The sequence below is a fragment of the Agromyces sp. G08B096 genome (assembly GCF_040267705.1).
Lineage (GTDB): Bacteria > Actinomycetota > Actinomycetes > Actinomycetales > Microbacteriaceae > Agromyces.
In genome coordinates, this window is record NZ_CP158374.1 from 845,147 (window position 1) to 868,908 (window position 23,762).

The 23,762-nt window shown below is 69.1% G+C and carries 28 protein-coding genes; 27 read left to right on the plus strand and 1 reads right to left on the minus strand.

The window, feature by feature from the left end; genetic code table 11:
* Window positions 1–49 precede the first annotated feature (49 nt).
* The 12 genes from ABIQ69_RS04170 to ABIQ69_RS04225 all read left to right on the plus strand — a co-directional run bounded on the left by ABIQ69_RS04170 (window position 50) and on the right by ABIQ69_RS04225 (window position 15,582).
* A complete protein-coding gene (locus ABIQ69_RS04170) occupies window positions 50–5,974 on the plus strand; it encodes a polymorphic toxin type 15 domain-containing protein (protein WP_350349141.1) in 5,925 nt (1,974 codons plus the stop codon).
* A 5-nt stretch (window positions 5,975–5,979) separates the two neighbouring features.
* Window positions 5,980–6,267, plus strand: coding sequence for a hypothetical protein (locus tag ABIQ69_RS04175; protein ID WP_350349142.1), 288 nt, complete (start codon window positions 5,980–5,982; stop codon window positions 6,265–6,267).
* An 83-nt stretch (window positions 6,268–6,350) separates the two neighbouring features.
* A complete protein-coding gene (locus ABIQ69_RS04180) occupies window positions 6,351–6,713 on the plus strand; it encodes a hypothetical protein (RefSeq protein ID WP_350349143.1) in 363 nt (120 codons plus the stop codon).
* Window positions 6,714–7,095: 382 nt separating this feature from the next.
* Window positions 7,096–7,965 (plus strand): T6SS immunity protein Tdi1 domain-containing protein, encoded by an 870-nt coding sequence (locus ABIQ69_RS04185; protein WP_350349144.1) that lies wholly within the window; start codon window positions 7,096–7,098, stop codon window positions 7,963–7,965.
* Window positions 7,965–8,303: a hypothetical protein gene (locus tag ABIQ69_RS04190; RefSeq protein ID WP_350349145.1), complete on the plus strand. Its 339-nt coding sequence runs from the start codon at window positions 7,965–7,967 to the stop codon at window positions 8,301–8,303. Before ABIQ69_RS04185 ends, ABIQ69_RS04190 begins: the two co-directional genes overlap by 1 nt.
* A gap of 66 nt (window positions 8,304–8,369) precedes the next feature.
* Complete coding sequence (locus ABIQ69_RS04195; RefSeq protein WP_350349146.1) at window positions 8,370–8,846, plus strand: DUF6121 family protein; 477 nt, start codon at window positions 8,370–8,372, stop codon at window positions 8,844–8,846.
* 74 nt (window positions 8,847–8,920) lie between these two features.
* Window positions 8,921–9,568, plus strand: coding sequence for a spermidine/putrescine ABC transporter substrate-binding protein (locus ABIQ69_RS04200; RefSeq protein WP_350349147.1), 648 nt, complete (start codon window positions 8,921–8,923; stop codon window positions 9,566–9,568).
* Window positions 9,569–9,859: 291 nt separating this feature from the next.
* Window positions 9,860–10,234, plus strand: coding sequence for a 30S ribosomal protein S12 (gene rpsL, locus ABIQ69_RS04205; protein ID WP_022889720.1), 375 nt, complete (start codon window positions 9,860–9,862; stop codon window positions 10,232–10,234).
* Window positions 10,234–10,704: a 30S ribosomal protein S7 gene (rpsG, locus tag ABIQ69_RS04210; protein ID WP_121477586.1), complete on the plus strand. Its 471-nt coding sequence runs from the start codon at window positions 10,234–10,236 to the stop codon at window positions 10,702–10,704. Before rpsL ends, rpsG begins: the two co-directional genes overlap by 1 nt.
* A gap of 83 nt (window positions 10,705–10,787) precedes the next feature.
* The gene (fusA, locus tag ABIQ69_RS04215; RefSeq protein ID WP_350349148.1) at window positions 10,788–12,902 is read left to right on the plus strand and encodes an elongation factor G; all 2,115 of its coding nucleotides are present in this window, start codon (window positions 10,788–10,790) and stop codon (window positions 12,900–12,902) included.
* A gap of 111 nt (window positions 12,903–13,013) precedes the next feature.
* The gene (gene tuf / locus ABIQ69_RS04220; RefSeq protein WP_350349149.1) at window positions 13,014–14,207 is read left to right on the plus strand and encodes an elongation factor Tu; all 1,194 of its coding nucleotides are present in this window, start codon (window positions 13,014–13,016) and stop codon (window positions 14,205–14,207) included.
* A 166-nt stretch (window positions 14,208–14,373) separates the two neighbouring features.
* Entirely contained in the window at window positions 14,374–15,582 is a 1,209-nt protein-coding gene (locus tag ABIQ69_RS04225) for an acyltransferase (RefSeq protein ID WP_350349150.1), read from the plus strand.
* Window positions 15,583–15,596: 14 nt separating this feature from the next.
* Here ABIQ69_RS04225 and ABIQ69_RS04230 read toward each other — a convergent pair whose 3' ends face one another.
* On the minus strand, window positions 15,597–15,977 hold the full coding sequence (locus ABIQ69_RS04230; protein WP_350349151.1) for an OsmC family protein: 381 nt from the start codon (window positions 15,975–15,977) through the stop codon (window positions 15,597–15,599).
* Window positions 15,978–16,563: 586 nt separating this feature from the next.
* Here ABIQ69_RS04230 and rpsJ point away from each other — a divergent pair.
* From rpsJ to rpsH, 15 genes are all read left to right on the plus strand, one after another.
* Window positions 16,564–16,872, plus strand: coding sequence for a 30S ribosomal protein S10 (rpsJ, locus tag ABIQ69_RS04235; protein WP_017201594.1), 309 nt, complete (start codon window positions 16,564–16,566; stop codon window positions 16,870–16,872).
* 8 nt (window positions 16,873–16,880) lie between these two features.
* Complete coding sequence (gene rplC, locus ABIQ69_RS04240; RefSeq protein ID WP_350349152.1) at window positions 16,881–17,537, plus strand: 50S ribosomal protein L3; 657 nt, start codon at window positions 16,881–16,883, stop codon at window positions 17,535–17,537.
* Between the two features lie 3 nt (window positions 17,538–17,540).
* Window positions 17,541–18,200, plus strand: coding sequence for a 50S ribosomal protein L4 (gene rplD, locus ABIQ69_RS04245; protein WP_350349153.1), 660 nt, complete (start codon window positions 17,541–17,543; stop codon window positions 18,198–18,200).
* A complete protein-coding gene (gene rplW / locus ABIQ69_RS04250; RefSeq protein ID WP_127794248.1) occupies window positions 18,197–18,499 on the plus strand; it encodes a 50S ribosomal protein L23 in 303 nt (100 codons plus the stop codon). Before rplD ends, rplW begins: the two co-directional genes overlap by 4 nt.
* 16 nt (window positions 18,500–18,515) lie before the next feature.
* Window positions 18,516–19,355 carry a 50S ribosomal protein L2 gene (rplB, locus tag ABIQ69_RS04255; RefSeq protein ID WP_350349154.1) on the plus strand — a complete coding sequence of 280 codons (840 nt, stop codon included), beginning with the start codon at window positions 18,516–18,518 and terminating at the stop codon, window positions 19,353–19,355.
* Between the two features lie 12 nt (window positions 19,356–19,367).
* The gene (gene rpsS, locus ABIQ69_RS04260) at window positions 19,368–19,649 is read left to right on the plus strand and encodes a 30S ribosomal protein S19 (protein ID WP_022889728.1); all 282 of its coding nucleotides are present in this window, start codon (window positions 19,368–19,370) and stop codon (window positions 19,647–19,649) included.
* Window positions 19,650–19,674: 25 nt separating this feature from the next.
* A complete protein-coding gene (gene rplV, locus ABIQ69_RS04265) occupies window positions 19,675–20,040 on the plus strand; it encodes a 50S ribosomal protein L22 (RefSeq protein WP_127794246.1) in 366 nt (121 codons plus the stop codon).
* Window positions 20,040–20,792 carry a 30S ribosomal protein S3 gene (gene rpsC, locus ABIQ69_RS04270; protein ID WP_148733811.1) on the plus strand — a complete coding sequence of 251 codons (753 nt, stop codon included), beginning with the start codon at window positions 20,040–20,042 and terminating at the stop codon, window positions 20,790–20,792. Before rplV ends, rpsC begins: the two co-directional genes overlap by 1 nt.
* 2 nt (window positions 20,793–20,794) lie before the next feature.
* Window positions 20,795–21,214 (plus strand): 50S ribosomal protein L16, encoded by a 420-nt coding sequence (gene rplP, locus ABIQ69_RS04275; protein ID WP_350349155.1) that lies wholly within the window; start codon window positions 20,795–20,797, stop codon window positions 21,212–21,214.
* On the plus strand, window positions 21,214–21,537 hold the full coding sequence (rpmC, locus tag ABIQ69_RS04280) for a 50S ribosomal protein L29 (RefSeq protein ID WP_350349156.1): 324 nt from the start codon (window positions 21,214–21,216) through the stop codon (window positions 21,535–21,537). The genes rplP and rpmC overlap by 1 nt, the downstream gene beginning before the upstream one ends.
* Window positions 21,538–21,539: 2 nt before the next feature.
* Entirely contained in the window at window positions 21,540–21,839 is a 300-nt protein-coding gene (rpsQ, locus tag ABIQ69_RS04285; RefSeq protein ID WP_350349157.1) for a 30S ribosomal protein S17, read from the plus strand.
* 32 nt (window positions 21,840–21,871) lie between these two features.
* Complete coding sequence (gene rplN, locus ABIQ69_RS04290) at window positions 21,872–22,240, plus strand: 50S ribosomal protein L14 (protein WP_350349158.1); 369 nt, start codon at window positions 21,872–21,874, stop codon at window positions 22,238–22,240.
* 2 nt (window positions 22,241–22,242) lie between these two features.
* Window positions 22,243–22,602: a 50S ribosomal protein L24 gene (gene rplX, locus ABIQ69_RS04295; protein ID WP_350349159.1), complete on the plus strand. Its 360-nt coding sequence runs from the start codon at window positions 22,243–22,245 to the stop codon at window positions 22,600–22,602.
* A complete protein-coding gene (gene rplE, locus ABIQ69_RS04300) occupies window positions 22,602–23,195 on the plus strand; it encodes a 50S ribosomal protein L5 (protein ID WP_350349160.1) in 594 nt (197 codons plus the stop codon). The genes rplX and rplE overlap by 1 nt, the downstream gene beginning before the upstream one ends.
* A 166-nt stretch (window positions 23,196–23,361) precedes the next feature.
* On the plus strand, window positions 23,362–23,760 hold the full coding sequence (gene rpsH / locus ABIQ69_RS04305; protein ID WP_350349161.1) for a 30S ribosomal protein S8: 399 nt from the start codon (window positions 23,362–23,364) through the stop codon (window positions 23,758–23,760).
* Window positions 23,761–23,762: the final 2 nt, after the last annotated feature.

The following is a 23,762-nucleotide window of genomic DNA, read 5'->3' on the forward strand; positions in this document are numbered from 1 at the left end:
CCGATCACACCATCCCCGCCTCAGAACCGACACTCGGATAGGACTCCCGATGACCCAGGTGAAGCTGGACCCCGCACGCCTCGTGCAGGACGGCGATGACCTCTACCGCATCGCGACCACGCTCGACAGCGCGGCCGACACGCTCCTGGCGACGCTCAACGGCTGCGGCGGCATGGCCGGCGATGACAACGCGGCCGAGGAGTTCTCCCAGGGCGCGGAAGGCTACGACGCGCTCGCCGGTCCCATGATCGACGGCGTCAAGTCGCACAGCAACGCCCTGCGGCTCGTCGACGCCGCGCTTTCCAACACGGCCCGCGCCTATGACGCGGCGCAGAAGCCCGGCGCCGGTCTCGACCCCGCGACGGCGCGGCCGGGTGAGGCGACGGCGTACATCGACCAGTCGAAGGCGAACCCGAGCGACGCGCTGGGTCCGGGCTGGCCGGGGCCGCTGGGAGAGTTCCAGGAGCTCATCGAATGGGGCCTCGCCCAGGTCGGCGTGGTCATCCCGACCGGCGATGAAGACAAGCTGCAGACCGCGGCGGATGCCTGGGGGAACTTCGCCTCGAGCATCCAGTCGGCGAAGTCGAGCGTCTCCTCGAGCTTCACGAACGTGTCGGCGGCCACCCTTCCGCAGAAGGGCGCGATCCTCTCGTGCCGGTCGAGCATCGTGAGCGGACTCGAGCAGATGCGCCAGAGCGCGGACGCGATGGAGCAGTGGATCCGCGACTTCCGCACGCAGCTGCGCCAGATGCGCGAGGAGCTCGGCTGGTTCCTGAAGCAGATGGCGATCGAGATCGCCGCCGAGCTGGCGATCGGCGGTCTCCTCAGCGTGGTGACGGCGGGCCTCGGTGCGCTCGCGACCGCCGCGAAGGTCGGCCACACGGTCGTGCGCTGGTGCATCAAGATCGCGAAGCTCATCGAGAAGCTGAAGACATTCCTCAAGGGCATCCGCGGCCTCAAGGGCCGCCTCGTGCGCGGCGGCCTTCGTGCGGCCAAGGAGGGCCTGCAGGCCGGTCTGGCGTCGTCCATCTCGGTCACGATCGTGAACGCGGCGCGTGCCGACGAGAAGGACTACAAGGCGCAGGATGTCGGCACGGCGTTCGTCTCGGCGTTCGCCGGCGGCGCGGTCGCCTCCCCCGTCTCGCGGACGCTCGGCGGCAAGGGCGGTCCGGGCATGCGCGCCGGTGCGCGCCAGATCGGCGGCGAGACCGTCGCGGGCGCCACCGACGGTCTCGTCAGCTCCGGCGTCGAATCCGGGATGACCGGACAGGAGTTCAACCCCATCTCGGGCATGGTGCTCGGTGCGCTGCTCGGCGGCGGCATGACCGCGGGCGGACGCGGCATCAGCGCGCTCCGCCCTGGCGGATCCGGTGGCGGCGTGACCACGCCCGATGCAGGGGTCACCACGCCCGACGGAGGGCCGACGCCCGGAAGCGGCGGTTCCGGTTCGTCCAACTCCGGTGGCGGTGCAGGCCCGGTCGACGTGTCGAACGACGCGCCCACGCCAGGGGCGGGCGACGCAGGCAGCGGCACCGCCGACGGCGGCGGCAGCGTCGACATCCCGACCGATGCGCCCACCGGCGGCAGCGGCGACGCGGGGGGCTCCGGAGCCGGTGACTCAGGTGCCCCGGCTGACAGCGGCGCCGGTGCTCCCACCGACAACGGTGGTGCGCCGGCTGACAACGGTGGTGCGCCGGCTGACAACGGTGGTGCGCCGACTGGCAACGCCGGTGCGCCGGCTGACAACGCCGGTGCGCCGGCTGACAACGCTGGGGCGCCTGCTGACAGCGGTGCTGGCGCTCCGGCAGACGGCGGCAGCGCTCCGGCCGATGGTGCGGGCACGCCCGCCGACAACGGCGGCACCCCGGCCGAGACCGGTGGGGCGCCCGTCGACGCGAACTCGCCCGCCGAATCGACGACGGACGCGGGCGGCGCGGACCGGACCGGCACCGACGCGCCGGCCGCGGCTGCGGCCGGTGGCGCCGCCGCGACTCAGCCAGGGAGCGGCAACGGGCCCGATGCCGGCGACGGAACCCTCGTCGACACCGCACGCGACGGCGATGCCACAAGCACCGACTCGAGCGCTGCCGACTCGAGCGACCCCGACTCGAGCGGCCCCGACTCGACCGCCGCCGACTCGAGCGACCCCGACTCCAGCCCTGCCGACTCGAGCGACGCCGCGTCGACAGATCCCGCCGACGCCGGCTCCGCCGACTCCACCGACTCCACCGTCCCCGACGAGATGGCGGCGACGCCGGTTCCGGTCGACTCCGGCCAGGCCCGCCTCGACGAGGTGCTCCCGGAGGACGTCCGCGACGCCATCATCGCGACCGAGAAGGGCTCGCGCCCCGACCCCGAGACCTACCTCCCGGCGGATCACATCGCGCAGCACCTCGCCCGCTTCGAGGGCGGCGCGACGCGCTTCATGACGCAGTCGAACCTCGACAAGTACGGCATCGCACAGCGCGACGGCACCGCGTTCGTCATGCCGAAGCAGGAGGTCGACGCGCTGATCGAGCGGACCGGCGGCGACCCGCGTGCCATGGAGGACGCGCTGGGTCTGCCGGAGGGCTTCTTCGACTCCGGCGTCGTCCGCGTCGACATCGCCGCGCCCGATGAGGCCGGGCTCCGGATGCCGTCGGGCAACGAAGCCGGCGCGAACGACCAGTGGCTTCCCGGCGGCATGCTCCCTGGCGACTTCTCCGAGGCGGTCATCGACGGCGGCACGCTCACCGAGGGCGACTACACGGTCTCGAGCCTCGACCGCGGCGACGCCCCTGATGCAGCAGTGGCCGGCATCGGCGGAGCGGCGGTCGCGGCCGGCGCGGCCGCGCTCATCGGAAAGCCCGGGTTCCTGCCCGCTCACACGCCCGGAGGAGCGACGCCTGCGGCGCCGAAGCCCGCCGGTCCGAGCACCGGTTCCCGCGGCAACGCGCCGGCCCAGGCCGGCACCGCGCCCCAGGGCTCGCAGTCGGTCGCACCGGAGGCGGGCTCGCAGGCCGACGGCCAGGGCCCCGACTCGCAGGACACCGACACGCAGGCCCCCGACTCGCAGGACACCGACACGCAGGCCCCCGACTCGCAGAGCACCGACGCGCAGAGCCCGGACCCGCAGGCGCCTGACGCTCAGGCGGCGGGCGACGGCAACGCCCAGGCCGACGCTGCTGACGGCACGACCGAGGACGGTACGCAGCACAACCGCAGCGAGCGCACGCTCGACGAGGTCCACCAGGCCCTGAACGACATCAACCCGCACTACGACCCGTCCGACCCGGCCAACGGCTATGCGACGAACTGCGGCAACACGTCGGCGAACCTGAACGACTTCCTGAACGGCGACTCGAGCTCCGAGGCATCCACCGGGACGCTCGACGTGCCCGACATGGAGGCGCGCACCGGCAACCCGCAGACGCCGATGACGCCCGAGCAGATCGAGGCGAGCCTGCGCGAGATGGGCGCCGGATCCCACTGCGTGGTCGGCATCGACCGGTCCACCGGCGATGGCCACTGGTTCAACGCCTACTTCGACGGCACCACGGTCTGGTCGCTCGACGCCCAGAACGGCACGATGTCGCCGTGGCCGCCGGCCGAGCCCAACGCCACCAACTGGGATGCCTCGATCCGTCCCGAGCACGTCGTGAACCCCGACGGTTCGAAGCCGAACGACGCGGACGCCACCGCGGATGCCGCAGTCGCCGGCACGCCCGCAGCGCCTGTGTCGACCGCCCCGTCGGGCGCGACGTCGACCACCCACGCGGGGGCCCCGGCCGACGGTTCGGCACCCGAGGGCTCGGATGGCGCTGCGACCGACGGCGACCGGAGCGGTCGCCGCTGGCCGAAGTGGACGCCGCCGGCGAACCGCGTCGACCCGTCGTTCGCCTCAGACGGCTCGGACGGGGCCGGGACGACCTACAACGGCTACCAGATTCCCGAGCTGACGCCCGAGATCCGCCAGCAGCTCGACGCGCTCGCTGCGCAGCAGGACTCGCCCATCGTGAAGAACGACGACGGCTCCTACTCGCTGAAGACCGCCATCGAGGTCGACGCGTTCAACCGCCAGGATCCGACCGTCCGCGACAACCCGAACCACGACTGGGCCGAGTACCAGCGTCAGGTGGGCATGCAGCAGCAGGGCCTGAACAACCTGACGATCGCCGAGTGGCGGCACAACGTCGAGTTCTATGAGCAGTACAACCGGGTCGCCAAGAGCGAGCAGGACGCGGCGATCAAGGCCCTGAAGAAGACCGGCGTCCCGTACACGAAGCCCGCGGTGCTCCACGGCCCCGATCAGGTCGCCGGCGGACGTGCCGACCGCTTCGACGGCGCAGGCGACCTCGGCATCAACAGCTCCCTCGGCAGCCAGTGGCAGCACCGCATCGACGATCTCCGTCAGGATGTCGCGGATGCGATGACGGACATCCCGAAGGAGCTCCGCGCGCATGTCAAGCTGAACGTCGAGCTCGGCGCTCACAACCTGCAGACGGGTGTGGACGCGTCGCAGGCGACCCTGACAGCGGCTCAGCCGGTCACGTCGGGGCCGAACACCGCGACCCCGGCCGGGTCCGGCGCGACGGGGTCCGCGCCGTCGTCAGGGTCGACCCGCACCGGTGCCGTACCCGAGTCGTCGGTTCCTGCCTCGTCGTCGGTTCCTGCGTCGTCGTCGCCCGAGGCGTCGCCCGCGCAGCCGTCGGAGGCGGCGCCCAGCACGGTCGGCGACTCCACCGCCTCGGACGCCGACTCCGCCACGGAGCCCACCTCCGAGACCGAGCCGGAGTCCACCTCCGAGACGGACACGGATTCCGCGACGGAACCCGGCGTCGGGACCGAACCCGGCACCGACTCGGAAGCCGACGGCGCCGCGACGAATGAGCCGGCCCAGTCGCCTGTGCCGGCGACCATCCACCACCAGTTGCTCGACGAGGCGTTCCCGCACCTCCTCGCGCCCGAGTCGCGAGCGGATGCGATCCACGTCGTGAACCGGCTGGGCTTCGACGTGGATCCGAGCCGGTTCCGGATGAACTGCCACTATGTGGTCAACGCGCTCGAGCTGCGCTTCCGCGGGTACGACGTGATCGCGAGCCCCACGGTTCAGGGCAGCGAAGTCGACGGGGGAACGGGCGCGGTCGCGTCGCGCGGCGAAGGCCGCTTCCCGGTCGCGATCGCCGCCGACTGGGTGCAGGCCGACGGCAGCCGGCGCGACTTCGAGTCGCTGAGCGACTACGAGGGCGACAGTCCCATGTCCGCCCTCGAAGACCTCACCGCCTCGTGGCCTGAGGGCGGCCGCGGCTTCATCCTGGGCTACTGGAAGCAGCCCGGTCTGGGCGGCCACATCTTCACCGTGGTGAAGGAAGCCGACGGCGTGAAGCTGTACGACGGCCAGGTCAACGATGCCGACGCCTCCCACTACCTCGACGACATGCATTTCAACGAGACCTCATCGGCGCCGTGGAAGGACCTCATCGTCCTGCGCGTCGACGACCTGGTTCCCACGAGCGAGGTGCTGAAGACGTCGAAGCCGTGGACCACGCCCGAGTACGACCTGCTGATCGAGTGGAAGGACGCGGCCGATCCGTCCGCGCTGCCGCAGCAGATGATCGATCGGGAGATCGCTGCGAACGAGCGGTGGCGCGCCCGCAACGACGAGCTCATTGCGGATCTCGTCGCGAAGCTCAATGACCCGGCGACCAGCTCGTCAGAGGCGAATCGTCTGCACAGCGACATCTTCGTGCTGCGCCAGCAGAACGTGCGGCTCGAGCAGGGCCTGGTCCAGTTCAAGCTCGAGCTGGCCTCCGCGAAGCAGGCGGCGCAGCAGCCTCCGGCACCGCCGGTCGCGAGTGCTCCCAGCAGCGAGCCCGCCGCCGCCGGCGCTCCGATCGGCAGGGGGCATATCGTGACCAACGGCCCGGGTGACGACTTCGAGGACGACGAGGACGACGAGGAGCGCACCGGGCGCGCCATGTCCGGGCGAGGATAGGAACCATGTTGACGATTCAGGAGGCACGCCGAGCCCTCGAGCGGCACTTCGCCGAGCACCCACCTGCCGTCTCGGGTGATCTCTACATCGGCGACGGCTGGTACGAAGACGAGCAGGACTACCTTCCGGAGTGGGGGTCGCGTCAGTTCCTCGTCGACGGGAACCCGTCGTTCGGCCGTCTGGACAACCTCGCCATCTTCATCGACAAGCACACCGGTGCCGTCCGGGAAGACTACGTCACCCCGAATCTCAAGAAGATCCGGGGCATGCGGCCGGTCGGCTCCGGCGCCTGATCTCCTGACCCCGTGACGCCCGGTTGGTCCGCGTTGCCGGGCGATAGGCTCATCTGAGAATCCGAGCAGGAGGAGGAGGAGCGGTGCTCGACGAGGCGACCGGACGGTTCATCGACCAGGTGCGGGTGCTCCCGCCCGAGGCGCTCGCGGCCGCGTTCGACCGGGCGGTCTCGCTTCGCCGTGCGGGAGGTCGCGAGGCGAGCAAGGCGCTGAAGCCGTCGGCGGTCGAGAACTCCGAACTCGAGCGCGCAGTCCGAGACCTCCTCCTTCCCCGTGCGGACGAGCTGAACGGCTTCCGCGACGGACTGCACGCCGACGCGAAGAGCGCCGTGGTGATCGCGGGGCGTGCGGTCATGAAGCCCGGGCAGTTGACGGCCGAGCAGTACGACGTGCTCGTGACGCCGTTCCGGGAGGCCGGCGTCGAGGTGCCGACCCACTCGCGGTAGTCCCCGCTCGAGTGACGCTGCCGGCATGCTGATGTCGAACGAGGCCCATCCGTCTTCGACGATCGGCGGACTGGACGACCTGCGCAGTGAGCGGCCGAAGCGCCGGCTCGCGGGCCCTGCGAGGATGGCGCCGTGGTGACCATTCAGGAGGCACGCCGAGCGCTCAAGGGCCACTCACGCAGAATTTCACGAAGCGTCGATCTCGCCCGCGTGCCTGCCCCACCCGCACTCCTGCTGCGACATGGGGAGCGCTCCCCATTCCATCGCCCGGCCGGCTGGGTAGACTTCCCCGGGTGGCCGAGCGCCCCTGCCACGAGGCATCCCCGCGTCGATCGCGCCGCGCGCGACGAGCTGAGCAGACCCACCTGAGGAAGGCCCACGCATGACGAGGTTCCGGAGTTTCGACCCGGTCGCCCCCATCTCCGACGAGACGATCCAGGCCTTCTCCGCCCGGGTGCCCGCCGAGGTCGCCGACTTCTGGCGCACGCACGGCGCCGGCTTCGTCGGCGACGGCTACTTCCGGTTGGTCGATCCGGCGCGTGCCGCTGCGATGCTCGAGGGCGTCTTCGGCCTGCCCGAGGGTGCGGTGGTGCTGTTCACGACCGCGCTCGGCGACCTCGTCGTGCACGCGAACGGGTTCTACCTCGTGATCAAGTCGCGCTGGGGCGCGATCGACGTCGTCGACGGGGCGAGCGTCGACGACCTGGTGGCGCTCATCGAGGATCCCGCGCAGCGCGAGGTCGCCTGGGAGTGGCAGCCGTATCCGGCCGCGCGCGACCGCGACGGCGTGCCGGGCTTCGAACAGTGCTACGGGTTCGTTCCGCTCCTCGCGCTCGGCGGCTCGCCCGACCCGGCGAACCTGCAGCTCGGCGGCCTCTACGAGCACCTCGCCGTCATCGCGCAGCTCGCCGGCCAGCCGCAGGTGCGCCGCCACCTGCAGACCGCCGGCGCGGCGCCCGCCGAGGACTCCGTGACGGATGACTCGGGCGACGGCCCGCTCGTCGAGTTCGGCCGCTCGCTCTTCGCGAAGCTCGCCGACGACCCGAAGCTCAACATCATCGAGCTGCCCGACGGCCTCGGCGTCTGCCTGGTGCACGCGGCGCGCGGCGGCGGCAAGATCTACGTGGCGCCCGACCGGTCGGTGCTGTTCGTGGGGTCTGCGGTCGACTTCGAGGCGGGCCTCGGCGCGTTCCGCGACGGCGTGCGCACCCCGCTCGAGAAGTTCGACATCGACCGAGGCGGGCAGGCCTGATGGCCGAGACCCTCGAGCGCCGCTGTGAGCGGCTGCGCCAGCCCGTCACCGAGCTCGTCGCGACGAGCCTGTCGGCGGCCTACCGCCCCCAGGATTTCCCCGAGCTCCTTCGGGCGATCTCGGTCGTGCGGGGCATCCTCGCCGAGGACGCCTCAGGACTGCCCGACGGCGCGTTCCGTTCGTGGCTGCCCACCGCGCTCGACAACCTCGACCGCATGCGCGACGCGGTCGAGGCGGGCGATGCGGCGAAGTCGTACGCGATCCTCACCGACAAGACCGACGGCTTCATCCGGCTGACCGACGGCTGCGCCGGCTTCCCCGGCTGGGAGCGCGCCTGAGCGGAGCGGGCCTAAGCAGAGCCGCTGAGCCCGGCGTTCGGTGCTGAGCGCGCGTACCCTCGGAGCATGGACCAGTCGCGAACGAACGCCTGGGTCGTCGCGGGCTTCGCCGCGGCCCTCGATCTCGCGGTCGTCGTGTGCGCGTACGGGTTCGTGAGCCTCCTCGCGGACGTCGAGGTCGTCTCCGATCCGGCGGTCGGCGTGCTGGTGGTGCCGGCGGCGGTCGGGGCATCCGTCCTGGTGCTGCTCGTGACCCTCGGCCTGCGGCTGCGCCGGCCGGAGCGGATGGCGCTCACCGTCCTCCTCTCGGCGGTGCTCGCCTGGCTGGTGTTCGTCGTCGTCGCCATCATCGGGCACCTGCTCGGCACGACGGGCAGCGTCCTCGCGAGCGTGCTGTTCGGTGCGGGCCTCGGCATCGGCTGGTTCGGGCTGCTGATCCCGGCGGCGGCGGCGCTGGTCGCCTCGCTCGCCGTGCTCGTCGCGCGCGGCAGGTCGGGCGGCATGGACCGCCCGCGCTGGCCGTGGGAGCGCGACGACGAGTGAAGAGCTCGCGGCGCGCGGCCATTCGACCGCCGGATGCCCCGGTCCAGGCGCCTCCCGCAGTATCGTGAACTCCCGTGGAGGGCTCGATCGAGGCGCGCGTGAGCCACGAGGTCGACCGCTGGCTGCAATGGCTGCCGCGGTGGCGGCCCGGCACGCACCGCGGCCGGGTGCGTCTCTGCCAGAAGTGCTTCGGGTCGCCGATCCTCGCGGCGGCCGGCCTCGACGTCGACGTGCCGCATCCCGTGCAGCACGCGTTCTCGATGCGGATGAAGGGCATCATCGACGCCGCCGTCGACGACTACACGGCGCGGAACCTCCCGATGCTCCACCGCGAGATCCGGCTCGCCGAGGAGCGGAAGGCCAAGCGCCACTATCGCGCGGGGGAGGGGCTCGACCCCGAGTTCCGCGGCCTCGAGCTCGACCCCGAGCCGGTGCCGGACCAGCCGTTCCTCTTCACCCTCACGGGCCTCGAGGCGGATGCCGCGGCCGAAGCCGCCGAGCCCGCGCCGAGGCCGTTCACGCCGGAGGAGAAGGACGCGCTGCGCGAGGAGGTGCGGCTCGCCGACGAGTTCGCCAAGCAGCTCGGCCGGCGCATCTGCGTGGAGCTCGCCCAGCACCGTCGCCGGATCGGCAACGCCGTCGAACGGCTCGTGGAGCCCCAGGTCGCCGAGCTCCTGGCCGACCTCGAACGCGAGCTCGACGCCCCAGGATGGCCGGGCTGACGTTCGCGCCGCCGACCGCCTCCGCCGTGCGCGAACACGGGGCTGCGGCATCCGTCGTCATTTGACCGCGAGGTTACGCGGCATTACCATTGATCGGGTGTGCGCTGTGCCGCGCGCCTGCCTCATGCCCGGGTCACCGGCCGACGCAGGATCGATCATCTCGCACACCAAGGGCCTTCCGCCCCCACGGCATACCCACCACGCAACAGGCTCCGCGGTTCCGCGGTGCCGGTGGGTCGTGATGTGAAACCCATCAACGCTGTCACCGTGCAGCACCAACAAGGAGAAGCAGTGCCAACCATTCAGCAGTTGGTCCGCAAGGGTCGCTCGCCCAAGGTCACCAAGACCAAGGCGCCCGCCCTGAAGGCCAACCCCCAGCAGCGCGGCGTGTGCACGCGTGTGTACACCACCACCCCGAAGAAGCCGAACTCGGCGCTCCGCAAGGTCGCCCGTGTGAAGCTCTCGAACGGCACCGAGGTCACCGCCTACATCCCCGGTGAGGGCCACAACCTGCAGGAGCACTCGATGGTGCTCGTGCGCGGCGGTCGTGTGAAGGACCTCCCGGGTGTCCGCTACAAGATCATCCGCGGCGCGCTCGACACGCAGGCCGTGAAGAACCGCAAGCAGGCTCGTAGCCGCTACGGCGCGAAGATGGAGAAGAAGTAATGCCTCGCAAGGGTCCCGCTCCGAAGCGCCCCGTCGTCGCCGACCCGGTGTACGGCTCGCCGGTCGTCAGCCAGCTCGTCAACAAGATCCTCATCGACGGCAAGAAGGACCTCGCCCAGCGCATCGTCTACGAGGCGCTCGAGAACGTGGCGAACAAGTCCGGCCAGGACGCCGTCGCGGTCCTGAAGAAGGCCCTCGACAACGTGCGCCCGACCCTCGAGGTCCGGTCGCGCCGCGTCGGCGGCTCGACCTACCAGGTCCCCGTCGAGGTCAAGCCCCACCGCGCGAACACCCTGGCGCTGCGCTGGCTCACCAGCTACGCCAAGGCCCGTCGCGAGAAGACCATGACCGAGCGTCTCACCAACGAGATCCTCGACGCCTCGAACGGCCTGGGTGCCGCGGTCAAGCGCCGTGAAGACACCCACAAGATGGCCGAGTCGAACCGCGCCTTCGCCCACTACCGCTGGTAGCGGGCCGAGCGGATGCCGCAGGCCCAGGCCCGCGGCATCCGCTCACCCTCATCGTCCCTTCCTGAACCATCCGGAGGAACCCCGTGGCACAAGACGTGCTCACCGACCTCAACAAGGTCCGCAACATCGGCATCATGGCCCACATCGATGCCGGCAAGACCACCACCACCGAGCGCATCCTGTTCTACACGGGCGTGAACCACAAGATCGGCGAGACCCACGACGGCGCCTCGACGACCGACTGGATGGAGCAGGAGAAGGAGCGCGGCATCACGATCACGTCTGCCGCCGTGACCTGCTTCTGGAACAAGAACCAGATCAACATCATCGACACGCCCGGCCACGTCGACTTCACGGTCGAGGTCGAGCGGTCGCTGCGCATCCTCGACGGTGCCGTCGCCGTCTTCGACGGCAAGGAGGGCGTCGAGCCCCAGTCCGAGACGGTGTGGCGTCAGGCCGACAAGTACAACGTGCCGCGCATCTGCTTCGTCAACAAGATGGACAAGCTCGGTGCCGACTTCTACTTCACGGTCGACACGATCGTCTCGCGCCTCGGCGCGAAGCCGCTCGTGATCCAGCTGCCCATCGGCGCCGAGAACGACTTCGTCGGGGTCATCGACCTCGTCGAGATGCGTGCGCTCGTGTGGCCCGGCGACGCCAAGGGCGACGTGACCATGGGCGCCAAGTACGAGGTGCAGGAGATCCCGGCCGACCTCAAGGAGAAGGCCGAGGAGTACCGCCAGCAGCTGCTCGAGACCGTCGCCGAGACCAGCGACGAGCTGCTCGAGAAGTTCTTCGGCGGCGAGGAGCTCACGGTCGCCGAGATCAAGGGCGCGATCCGCAAGCTCACCGTCAACAACGAGATCTACCCGGTGCTCTGCGGGTCGGCGTTCAAGAACCGCGGTGTGCAGCCGATGCTCGACGCGGTCATCGACTACCTCCCGAGCCCGCTCGACGTGCCGCCCGTGCAGGGCCACGACGTTCGCGACCCCGAGAAGATCATCGAGCGTCACGCCGACGCGAACGAGCCCTTCGCGGCCCTCGTGTCGAAGATCGCCGTGCACCCCTTCTTCGGTCGTCTGACCTACATCCGCGTCTACTCGGGTCACCTCGACTCGGGCGCGCAGGTCATCAACTCGACCAAGCAGAAGAAGGAGCGCATCGGGAAGATCTTCCAGATGCACGCCAACAAGGAGAACCCGGTCGACTCGGTCACCGCGGGCAACATCTACGCGGTCATCGGCCTCAAGGACACGACCACGGGTGACACGCTGTGCGACCCGAACGACCAGATCGTGCTCGAGTCGATGACCTTCCCCGAGCCTGTCATCGAGGTCGCCATCGAGCCGAAGACCAAGGCCGACCAGGAGAAGCTCGGCACGGCGATCCAGAAGCTCGCCGAGGAGGACCCGACCTTCCGCACCGAGCTCAACCCCGAGACGGGCCAGACCGTCATCAAGGGCATGGGCGAGCTGCACCTCGACATCCTGGTCGACCGCATGAAGCGGGAGTTCAAGGTCGAGGCGAACGTCGGCAAGCCCCAGGTCGCCTACCGCGAGACCATCCGTCGCGCGGTCGAGCGTCACGACTACACCCACAAGAAGCAGACGGGTGGCTCGGGCCAGTTCGCGAAGATCCAGTTCGCGCTGGAGCCGCTCGAGGTCACCAACGAGAAGACGTACGAGTTCGAGAACAAGGTCACCGGTGGCCGCGTTCCCCGCGAGTACATCCCCTCGGTCGACGCGGGCTTCCAGGACGCGATGCAATACGGCATCCTCGCCGGCTACCCCATGGTGGGCGTCAAGGCGATCCTGCTCGACGGTGCCGCGCACGACGTCGACTCCTCGGAGATGGCGTTCAAGATCGCGGGCTCGATGGGCTTCAAGGAGGCCGCTCGCAAGGCGAACCCCGTCCTGCTCGAACCGCTGATGGCCGTCGAGGTCCGTACTCCCGAGGAGTACATGGGCGACGTCATCGGCGACCTGAACTCGCGCCGCGGCCAGATCCAGTCCATGGAGGACGCCGCCGGCGTGAAGGTCGTGCGTGCGCACGTCCCGCTCTCGGAGATGTTCGGCTACATCGGCGACCTGCGGTCCAAGACCTCGGGCCGCGCCGTGTACTCGATGGAGTTCGAGAGCTACGCGGAGGTCCCGAAGGCTGTCGCCGACGAGATCGTCCAGAAGAACAAGGGCGACTAGCCCTGCCCGCACGGCCCATCCGGGTCGCGTAACATATCAACACAACCCCGTAGCCGACCGAGCGCAATCCGGCGCTCGGCGAGGCTGCATGAGTCCTGAGGAGGACCCACAGTGGCTAAGGCCAAGTTCGAGCGGACCAAGCCGCACGTCAACATCGGCACGATCGGTCACGTCGACCACGGCAAGACGACGCTCACCGCCGCCATCTCGAAGGTGCTCGCCGACAAGTACCCGTCGGCCACCAACGTGCAGCGCGACTTCGCGTCGATCGACTCGGCTCCCGAGGAGCGCCAGCGCGGCATCACGATCAACATCTCGCACGTCGAGTACGAGACGCCGAAGCGCCACTACGCGCACGTCGACGCCCCGGGTCACGCCGACTACATCAAGAACATGATCACCGGTGCGGCTCAGATGGACGGCGCGATCCTCGTGGTCGCGGCGACCGACGGCCCGATGGCCCAGACGCGTGAGCACGTGCTGCTCGCCAAGCAGGTCGGCGTGCCCTACCTGCTCGTCGCGCTGAACAAGGCCGACATGGTCGACGACGAGGAGATCCTGGAGCTCGTCGAGCTCGAGGTGCGCGAGCTGCTCTCCTCGCAGGGCTTCCCCGGCGACGACGCTCCGGTCGTCCGCGTTTCGGGCCTCAAGGCGCTCGAGGGCGACGAGAAGTGGGTCCAGTCGGTCCTCGACCTCATGGACGCCGTCGACGAGTCGATCCCCGACCCGGTGCGCGACAAGGACAAGCCGTTCCTCATGCCCATCGAGGACGTCTTCACCATCACCGGTCGTGGCACGGTCGTCACGGGTCGCGCCGAGCGCGGCACGCTGAAGATCAACTCCGAGGTCGAGATCGTCGGCATCCGCCCGACGCAGAAGACCACGGTCACGGGCATCGAGATGTTCCACAAGCAGCTCGACGAGGCCTGGGCCGGCGAGAACTGCGGTCTCCTGCTCCGTGGTACCAAGCGTGAGGACGTCGAGCGCGGCCAGGTCGTCGTGGCCCCCGGCTCGGTCACCCCGCACACGAACTTCGAGGGCACCGCGTACATCCTCTCCAAGGAGGAGGGCGGGCGTCACAACCCGTTCTACGCGAACTACCGTCCGCAGTTCTACTTCCGCACCACCGACGTCACCGGCGTCATCACGCTGCCCGAGGGCACCGAGATGGTCATGCCCGGCGACACCACCGACATGACGGTCGAGCTCATCCAGCCGATCGCCATGGAGGAGGGCCTCGGCTTCGCCATCCGCGAGGGTGGCCGCACGGTCGGCGCCGGTACCGTCACGAAGATCATCAAGTAATCTCCGCGACTGCGACCTGAACGGGGGTCGGGCCTTCGGGCCCGGCCCCCGTTTCGTGTCCCCGGGGCCGCCGTGTGACGCGCAGGTTGCGCGGAGCGGAGGCATCCGTGTCGATTCGGAGCATTCTCGGAGGCTCGCGTTCCGCGTCGACGTAGCCTGAGAGGTGATGGGGGCTCAGCAGTCGACGCATTCGCGAAGCGCGGTCCGCCCGGAGATCCAGGCGCTCCGGGCGATCGCCGTCAGCGCCGTCGTCCTGCATCACGGCTGGCCCGCGGTCGCCCCGGCGGGATACATGGGCGTCGACGTCTTCTTCGTCGTCTCCGGCTTCCTCATCACCGGTCTCCTGCTCCGCGAGCACGAGCGGTCCGGGCGGATCTCGCTCGGACGCTTCTACCTGCGCCGAGCCCGACGCATCCTGCCGGCGGCGGTCGTCGTGCTCGCCGCCGTCTCCGCGGCGACGGTCGCGTTCGTGCCGAAGACCGAGTGGTTCCAGTGGTTCCGCGAGATCGTCGCGAGCGCCCTGTATGTCGAGAACTGGCAGCTCGTCGCCGACTCGCAGAACCCCGCACGCGACGACCTCGCGTCGACCCCGGTGCAGCACTACTGGTCGCTGTCGGTCGAGGAGCAGTTCTACCTCGTCTGGCCGCTGCTGCTCATCCTCGCGCTCTGGTTCGCTGCGAAGCGCGGGCGTGGCGCGACTCCGACCCTGCTCATCGCGCTCGGCGTCGTGACCGCCGGCTCCTTCGCTCTGTCGGTCGCGACGACGGCGGCCGACCACAACATCGCGTACTTCTCGACCCTCACCCGGACGTGGGAGTTCGGCGTCGGCGGGCTCCTCGCCGTCGCCACGGCGCACGGGCGCGCCTCCGGCACACCGGCGCTTCGCGCGGCCGCCTCGTGGGCCGGATTGGCGCTCATCGCGCTGCCGATCCTCGTCTTCCACGACGAGGCCGCGTTCCCCGGCCTCGTCGTGCTCCTGCCGGTCGCGGGCGCCCTCGCGGTCATCTGGGCGCGCATGCCGCAGCCGCGCTGGTCGCCAGCTGCACTCCTGAGGCTCGCCCCCGTCCAGTGGACGGGCGATCTGTCGTACTCGCTGTATCTCTGGCACTGGCCGATCATCATGCTCGCCCCGTACGTCACCGGCATCCCGAGCCCGCCGTGGATAATGGTGCTGCTCGTCGTGCTCTCGTTCGCGGTCTCCGACCTGTCGAAGCGGTGCATCGAGGACCCGTTCCGGCGCCAGGGCACCCGCCTCGGCTCACGTCCGGTGCTGCTCCTCGGCGGACTCGCGGTCGCGATGGCCCTCGTCGTCGGCGCCGGGACGGTCGCGCCGGGGGTCGCCCGGGACCAGCTCGCGTGCGAACGCGACGGGTGAGTGCCGGAGGACGCTCAGGCTGGGGAGGCGGCCGCCACATCGACCACCTCGAGGTCGAGCTCGACCGAGTCTCCGATCGAACGCGCCACCGTGCAGCCGCGGTCGACCGCGCGGGTGATCGTCTGCACCAGGCGCTCGCGCTCCTCGGGTGCGAGCGACGCGAGCTCCAGCAAGATCTCCTCCTCGATGCGCGTGTAGCGGTTCGTCTCGGGGTCGGACTGCCCGTGCGCCCAGATGGTGATCGGGACGTCCTCGCCGAGCCGGCGCGCGGTGACGACATCGGCGCTGAGGCCGGTGCATCCGATGAGCGCGAGCTTCAGCAGCTCGCCCGGGGTGAAGTGCTCGCCCTCGAGCTCGGAGCCGCCGATGCGGACGGTGGCGCCCCGCTCGTTCATGCCCTCGTAGACCCGCGGCGCAACACGCGTCACCGATACGCTGCCCGGTCCGATCCGATCGCTCACCCGGTGCGCGACATCCGCCATCTGCGGCCTCCTGACTGCTCGACTGCCCCGATTCCATCACGCCCGCGACGAGCAGGCTGGGAGTCCGCCGGGCGCGACACGCCCGGGTTGCACGGATGTCCCCGATATGGCAAACTCGTTGAGTTCAACATTTCGAACGGCGTGCCGTGCTGCGTGCCGTTCGAATCACTGCCAGGCAGTGCATAACCACCGGGCCCCGCGAGGGGTTCCAGGGTCAGGTTAGGCCGCGGGCAGCAGAACACGACAACCGACACCCACACCAGACGGGGAGACCCGTGTGCGTCGGCGCGGGCGACACGCCCGAGCGCGGGGGTCGGTGGCTCGGGGTCGAGCGTGTCGAGGCCACCGCGGCTGTGCTCATGCAGAGCAGCGGGGTGCCTTCGACAGGCTCGATCAACAGCCGTTGACAGCAGAACAGTGGTGCTCCATACCAGCAGTGCTACGCGGCGTCCAATGCCCTCGGAAGGGGTACGACGCCTTGACAGAGAGAGAGTCAGCAATGGCGGGACAGAAGATCCGCATTCGACTGAAGTCGTATGACCACGAGGTCATCGACACCTCGGCGCGCAAGATCGTCGACACGGTGACCCGCGCGGGCGCCACGGTCGTCGGCCCCGTGCCGCTTCCGACCGAGAAGAACGTGGTGTGCGTCATCCGCTCGCCCCACAAGTACAAGGACAGCCGCGAGCACTTCGAGATGCGCACCCACAAGCGCCTGATCGACATCGTGGACCCGACGCCCAAGGCCGTCGACTCGCTCATGCGCCTCGACCTCCCGGCCGACGTCAACATCGAGATCAAGCTCTGAGGTATCTGATGTCCATCGCTACCAAGAACGTGAAGGGCCTGCTCGGCACGAAGCTCGGCATGACGCAGGTGTGGGACGAGAACAACAAGCTCATCCCGGTCACCGTCATTGAGATCGCTCCGAACGTGGTCACCCAGATCCGCACCGCCGAGAAGGACGGCTACGAGGCCGTCCAGATCGCCGCCGGCGCGATCGACCCGCGCAAGGTCACTCAGCCGCTCCAGGGTCACTTCAAGGCCGCAGGCGTCACGCCGCGCCGCCACGTGACCGAGGTCCGCACCGCGGACGCCGCCTCGTACGAGGCGGGTCAGGAGCTCACCATCGAGGGCACCTTCGAGGCCGGCCAGCTGGTCGACGTCGTCGGCACCTCGAAGGGCAAGGGCTTCGCCGGTGTCATGAAGCGCCACAACTTCAAGGGCGTCTCCGCCTCCCACGGTTCGCATCGCAACCACCGCAAGCCCGGCTCGATCGGTGCTTCGTCGACCCCCAGCCGTGTCTTCAAGGGCATGCGCATGGCCGGTCGCATGGGTGGCGAGCGCGTGACCGTGCTCAACCTCCGCGTGCACGCCGTCCACGCCGAGAAGGGCCTGCTGCTCGTCAAGGGCGCCGTCCCCGGTGCGCGCGGCCGTCTCGTGTTCGTCCGCAACGCTGTGAAGGGGGCGTAGTCCATGGCTACCGCCAACACCATCGACGTCCTCGACGTCACCGGCAAGAAGGCCGGTACGGTCGAGCTGCCCGCCGAGCTCTTCGACGTGCAGACCAACGTTCCGCTGATCCACCAGGTCGTCGTCGCCCAGCTCGCCGCCGCGCGCCAGGGCACGCACAAGACCAAGAACCGTGGCGAGGTCTCGGGCGCCGGGCGCAAGCCGTTCAAGCAGAAGGGCACCGGCCGCTCGCGTCAGGGCTCCATCCGCGCTCCCGAGCACACCGGCGGTGGCATCGTCCACGGTCCGGTGCCGCGCGACTACTCGCAGCGGACCCCCAAGAAGATGATCGCCGCGGCTCTGCTCGGCGCGCTCTCCGACCGCGCCCGCGGCGGCCGCATCCACGCGGTCGAGGGCTTCGCGGCCGGCGACGTGGCGAAGACCAAGGACGCCGTCGCGCTCCTCGGCAAGATCGCCCCCGCGAAGCGCTTCCTCGTGGTCCTCGGCCGCGACGAGGAGTTCTCGGAGCGCGCCGTCCGCAACATCCCGACCGTGCACGTGCTGCCGGTCGACCAGCTCAACGCCTACGACGTGGTCGTCTCCGACGACATCGTCTTCAGCACCGCCGCGCTCGAGGCGTTCGTCGCCGCCAAGCAGGCGAAGAAGGAAGAGGTCTCCGCATGAGCGCCGCTCACAACAAGGACCCGCGCGACATCATCATCGCGCCCGTCGTCTCGGAGAAGAGCTACGGCCTGATCGACGAGGGCAAGTACACGTTCATCGTGGACCCCCGCTCGAACAAGACCGAGATCAAGCTCGCCATCGAGAAGATCTTCAACGTGCAGGTCGCGTCGATCAACACGCTGAACCGTCAGGGCAAGACCCGTCGCACCCGGTTCGGCATCGGCAAGCGCAAGGACACCAAGCGCGCGATCGTCACCCTCAAGTCCGGTTCCATCGACATCTTCACCGCTGTCGGCTGAGGAGCGTAGAGAAAACATGGCTATTCGCAAGTACAAGCCCACGACCCCGGGCCGTCGCGGCTCGTCGGTCGCCGACTTCGCCGAGATCACGCGCTCGACGCCCGAGAAGTCCCTGCTGAAGCCCCTGTCGAAGACCGGCGGCCGCAACAACCAGGGCCGGATCACCACCCGCCACATCGGCGGCGGCCACAAGCGCCAGTACCGCGTCATCGACTTCCGTCGCAACGACAAGGACGGCGTGCCCGCCAAGGTCGCGCACATCGAGTACGACCCGAACCGCACCGCGCGCATCGCGCTGCTGCACTTCGTGGACGGCACCAAGCGCTACATCATCGCTCCCGACAAGCTGAAGCAGGGCGACCCGATCGAGTCGGGCCCCGGCGCCGACATCAAGCCGGGCAACAACCTGCCGCTGCGCAACATCCCGACCGGTACCGTCGTGCACGCGATCGAGCTCCGTCCCGGCGGCGGCGCCAAGCTCGCCCGCTCGGCCGGCGCCTCGGTGCGTCTCGTCGCGAAGGACGGCCCCTACGCCCAGCTCCGCCTGCCCTCTGGCGAGATCCGCAACGTCGACGCGCGCTGCCGCGCGACGATCGGCGAGGTCGGCAACGCCGAGCAGTCGAACATCAACTGGGGCAAGGCCGGCCGCAAGCGCTGGAAGGGCGTGCGCCCGACCGTCCGCGGTGTCGCGATGAACCCGATCGACCACCCGCACGGTGGTGGTGAGGGCAAGACCTCCGGTGGTCGTCACCCGGTGAGCCCCTGGGGTCAGCCCGAGGGCCGCACGCGTCGTCCCAACAAGGAGAGCGACAAGCTCATCGTCCGTCGTCGTACCGTCGGCAAGAAGCGCAAGTAGGAGTAAGAGAAGATGCCTCGCAGTCTCAAGAAGGGCCCCTTCGTCGACGAGCACCTGCTTCGCAAGGTCGTCGTCCAGAACGAGGCGGGCAGCAAGAACGTCATCAAGACGTGGTCGCGTCGCTCGATGATCATCCCGGCCATGCTCGGGCACACGATCGCCGTGCACGACGGCCGCAAGCACATCCCGGTGTTCGTCACCGAGACCATGGTGGGCCACAAGCTCGGAGAGTTCGCCCCCACCCGCACCTTCCGTGGTCACGTGAAGGACGACAAGAAGGGCCGCCGCCGCTAGTCGCGGTGGCGTAAGGAGGAAAGAAATGGTGGAGTCGATCGCCCGCGTGCGACACATCCGCGTCACCCCCCAGAAGGCTCGTCGCGTCGTCAACCTGATCCGCGGCAAGCAGGCTCAGGAGGCCCTCGCCATCCTGAAGTTCGCGCCCCAGGGCGCGAGCGAGCCGGTGTACAAGCTCGTCGCTTCGGCCATCGCGAACGCTCGCGTCAAGGCCGATGCCACGAACACCTACCTGGACGAGCAGGACCTCTACATCAGCCGCGCATTCGTCGACGAGGGCACCACCCTCAAGCGATTCCAGCCGCGCGCGCAGGGTCGTGCCTTCCGAATCAACAAGCGCACGAGCCACATCACCGTTGTGCTCGCCACGCCCGAGGAGGGTACGAAGTAATGGGTCAGAAGGTCAACCCGTACGGCTTCCGTCTCGGCATCACCACCGACCACGTGTCGCGGTGGTTCTCCGACTCGACGAAGCCCGGTCAGCGCTACGCCGACTACCTCGCCGAGGATGTCAAGATCCGTCGCCTGCTCCAGACGTCGCTCGACCGTGCCGGCGTCTCGCGCATCGAGATCGAGCGCACCCGCGACCGCGTCCGCGTGGACATCCACACGGCCCGTCCCGGCATCGTGATCGGCCGCCGCGGCGCCGAGGCCGAGCGCATCCGCGCCGACCTCGAGAAGCTCACCGGCAAGCAGATCCAGCTCAACATCCTCGAGGTGAAGAACCCCGAGGCCGACGCCCAGCTCGTCGCGCAGGGCATCGCCGAGCAGCTCTCGGCTCGTGTGGCGTTCCGCCGTGCGATGCGCAAGGGTCTGCAGGGCGCGCAGCGCGCCGGCGCCAAGGGCGTCCGGATCCAGGTCTCGGGCCGCCTCGGCGGCGCCGAGATGAGCCGGTCGGAGTTCTACCGCGAGGGCCGGGTGCCGCTGCACACGCTCCGCGCGAACATCGACTACGGCTTCTACGAGGCCAAGACCACCTTCGGCCGCATCGGCGTGAAGGTCTGGATCTACAAGGGCGACATCACCAACAAGGAGCTCGCGCGCGAGCAGGCGGCCCAGAAGCCGTCCCGCGAGCGCAGCGACCGTCCCCGCCGCGACCGTGCCCCGAAGGCCGAGCCGGTGGCAGCAGGAGTTGAGGCATAACCATGTTGATTCCCCGTCGAGTCAAGTACCGCAAGCAGCACCACCCCGGCCGTTCGGGCCAGGCCACCGGCGGCACGAAGGTCACCTTCGGCGAGTTCGGCATCCAGGCCCTGACCCCCGCCTACGTGACCAACCGTCAGATCGAGTCCGCTCGTATCGCCATGACGCGTCACATCAAGCGTGGCGGCAAGGTGTGGATCAACATCTACCCCGACCGTCCGCTCACGAAGAAGCCCGCCGAGACCCGCATGGGTTCCGGTAAGGGCTCGCCCGAGTGGTGGGTCGCCAACGTCAAGCCGGGCCGGGTCCTCTTCGAGGTCTCCGGCGTCTCCGAGCAGCTCGCTCGCGAGGCGATGACCCGTGCCATCCACAAGCTGCCCCTCAAGGCACGCATCATCAAGCGCGAGGAGGGCGACGCATAATGGCCGTCGGAACCAAGGGGCTCGAGTCCGTCGAGCTCGACACGTTTGAAGACGAGCGTCTCGTCGACGAGCTGAAGAAGGCCAAGGAAGAGCTGTTCAACCTGCGCTTCCAGGCGGCCACCGGTCAGCTCGAGAGCCACGGCCGCCTCCGCGCGGTCAAGAAGGACATCGCCCGCATCTACACCGTGATCCGCGAGCGCGAGCTCGGGATCCGTGCGACGCCGGCGCCCGTCGAGGCGGCTCCCGCCGAGAAGAAGACGAAGAAGAAGGCCAAGGCCGAGGCTGACGCCCCGGCCGAGGCCGCCGAGACGAAGGAGGCCTGATCATGGCTGAGACCAAGAAGGCTACGGCCGAGGTCGCCGAGACGGCCTCGCACCGCCCCTACCGCAAGGTGCGTCGCGGGTACGTCGTCAGCGACAAGATGGACAAGACCATCGTCGTCGAGGTCGAGGACCGCGTGAAGCACCCGCTGTACGGCAAGGTCATCCGCCGCACCTCCAAGGTGAAGGCCCACGACGAGCAGAACACCGCCGGCATCGGCGACCTGGTCGTCATCTCGGAGACCCGTCCGCTCAGCGCCACGAAGCGCTGGCGCCTGGTCGAGATCGTCGAGAAGGCCAAGTAAGCCTCGCGCTTGCTTGAGAGAAGGAATCCAGAATGCTTCAGCAGGAATCGCGCCTCAAGGTGGCTGACAACACCGGCGCCAAGGAGCTGCTCACGATCCGCGTTCTCGGTGGTTCGAAGCGCCGGTACGCCGGCCTCGGCGACGTCATCGTCGCGACCGTCAAGGACGCCATCCCCGGCGGCAACGTGAAGAAGGGCGACGTCGTCAAGGCGGTCGTCGTCCGCACCGTGAAGGAGACCCGTCGTCCCGACGGCTCCTACATCAAGTTCGACGAGAACGCAGCGGTGATCCTCAAGAACGACGGCGAGCCCCGTGGCACGCGCATCTTCGGGCCGGTCGGCCGTGAACTGCGCGACAAGAAGTTCATGAAGATCATCTCGCTCGCGCCGGAGGTGCTGTAACCATGGCGAACATCAAGAAGGGCGACCTGGTCCAGGTCATCTCCGGCCGCAGCCAGGCCCGCGGCGGCGACCGCGGCAAGCAGGGCAAGGTCATCGAGGTGCTGGTCGACCAGAACCGCGTCGTCGTCGAGGGCGTGAACTACGTCACGAAGCACGTGCGCGTCGGCCAGACGCAGCGCGGCTCGAAGACCGGCGGCATCGAGACCCACGAGGCCCCGATCCACGTCTCCAACGTCGCGCTCGTCGACCCCGAGACGAAGAAGCCGACCCGCGTCGGCTTCCGCACCGAGACCGTCACCAAGGACGGCGTCACCAAGACGGTCCGCGTCCGCTACGCCAAGAAGTCAGGTAAGGACCTGTAATGACCGACACCGCAACTGCTGCGCCGGCTGGCAAGATCCAGCCGCGCCTGAAGCAGAAGTACCAGACCGAGATCACCGCGGCCCTCACCGAGGCGAACGGCTATGCCAACCCGCACCAGGTGCCCGGCCTCGTGAAGATCGTGGTCAACATGGGCGTCGGCGAGGCGGCCCGCGATGGCAAGGTCATCGACGGCGCGATCGCGGACCTCACCAAGATCACCGGTCAGAAGCCGCAGGTCACGAAGGCCCGTAAGTCGATCGCCCAGTTCAAGCTGCGCGAGGGTCAGCCCATCGGCGCCCACGTGACGCTGCGCGGCGACCGCATGTGGGAGTTCCTCGACCGTCTGCTCTCGCTCGCCCTGCCTCGGATCCGCGACTTCCGCGGCCTGTCCGACCGGCAGTTCGACGGGAACGGCAACTACACGTTCGGTCTCACGGAGCAGTCCGTGTTCCACGAGATCGACCAGGACAAGATCGACCGCGTCCGCGGCATGGACATCACCGTGGTGACCACCGCCAAGACGGACGACGAGGGTCGCGCGCTGCTCAAGGCGCTCGGCTTCCCGTTCAAGTCGGCCGACGCCGCCTCCTAGAGACTGCTGTAGTAGGCTCTACGAGTTTGTGCCGGGGCCGTGCCGGGTCCGCGAGGATCCGGCCGGCCCGGGCCTTCGGCGGTTCGCATCCGCGTTCCGCCACCACCACAGGTCAGTCCCCGTGGAACGGGTCCTGAAACCTGGTGAACGTAAGGAAACACACGTCATGACGATGACCGACCCGGTCGCTGACATGCTGACGCGCCTTCGCAACGCGAACTCGGCGCACCACGACACCGTGTCGATGCCGCACTCGAAGCTCAAGGCGCACATCGCGGAGATCCTGAAGAACGAGGGCTACATCGCCGGCTTCGAGGTCACCGACGCGCGCGTGGGAAAGACCCTCACGCTGCAGCTGAAGTTCGGCCCGAACCGCGAGCGTTCGATCGCGGGCATCAAGCGGGTCTCCAAGCCCGGCCTCCGCGTGTACGCGAAGTCGACCGAGCTGCCCAAGGTGCTCGGCGGCCTCGGCGTCGCGATCCTGTCCACTTCCAGCGGTCTGCTCACCGACCGCCAGGCCGAGAAGAAGGGCGTGGGTGGGGAAGTCCTCGCCTACGTGTGGTAGTT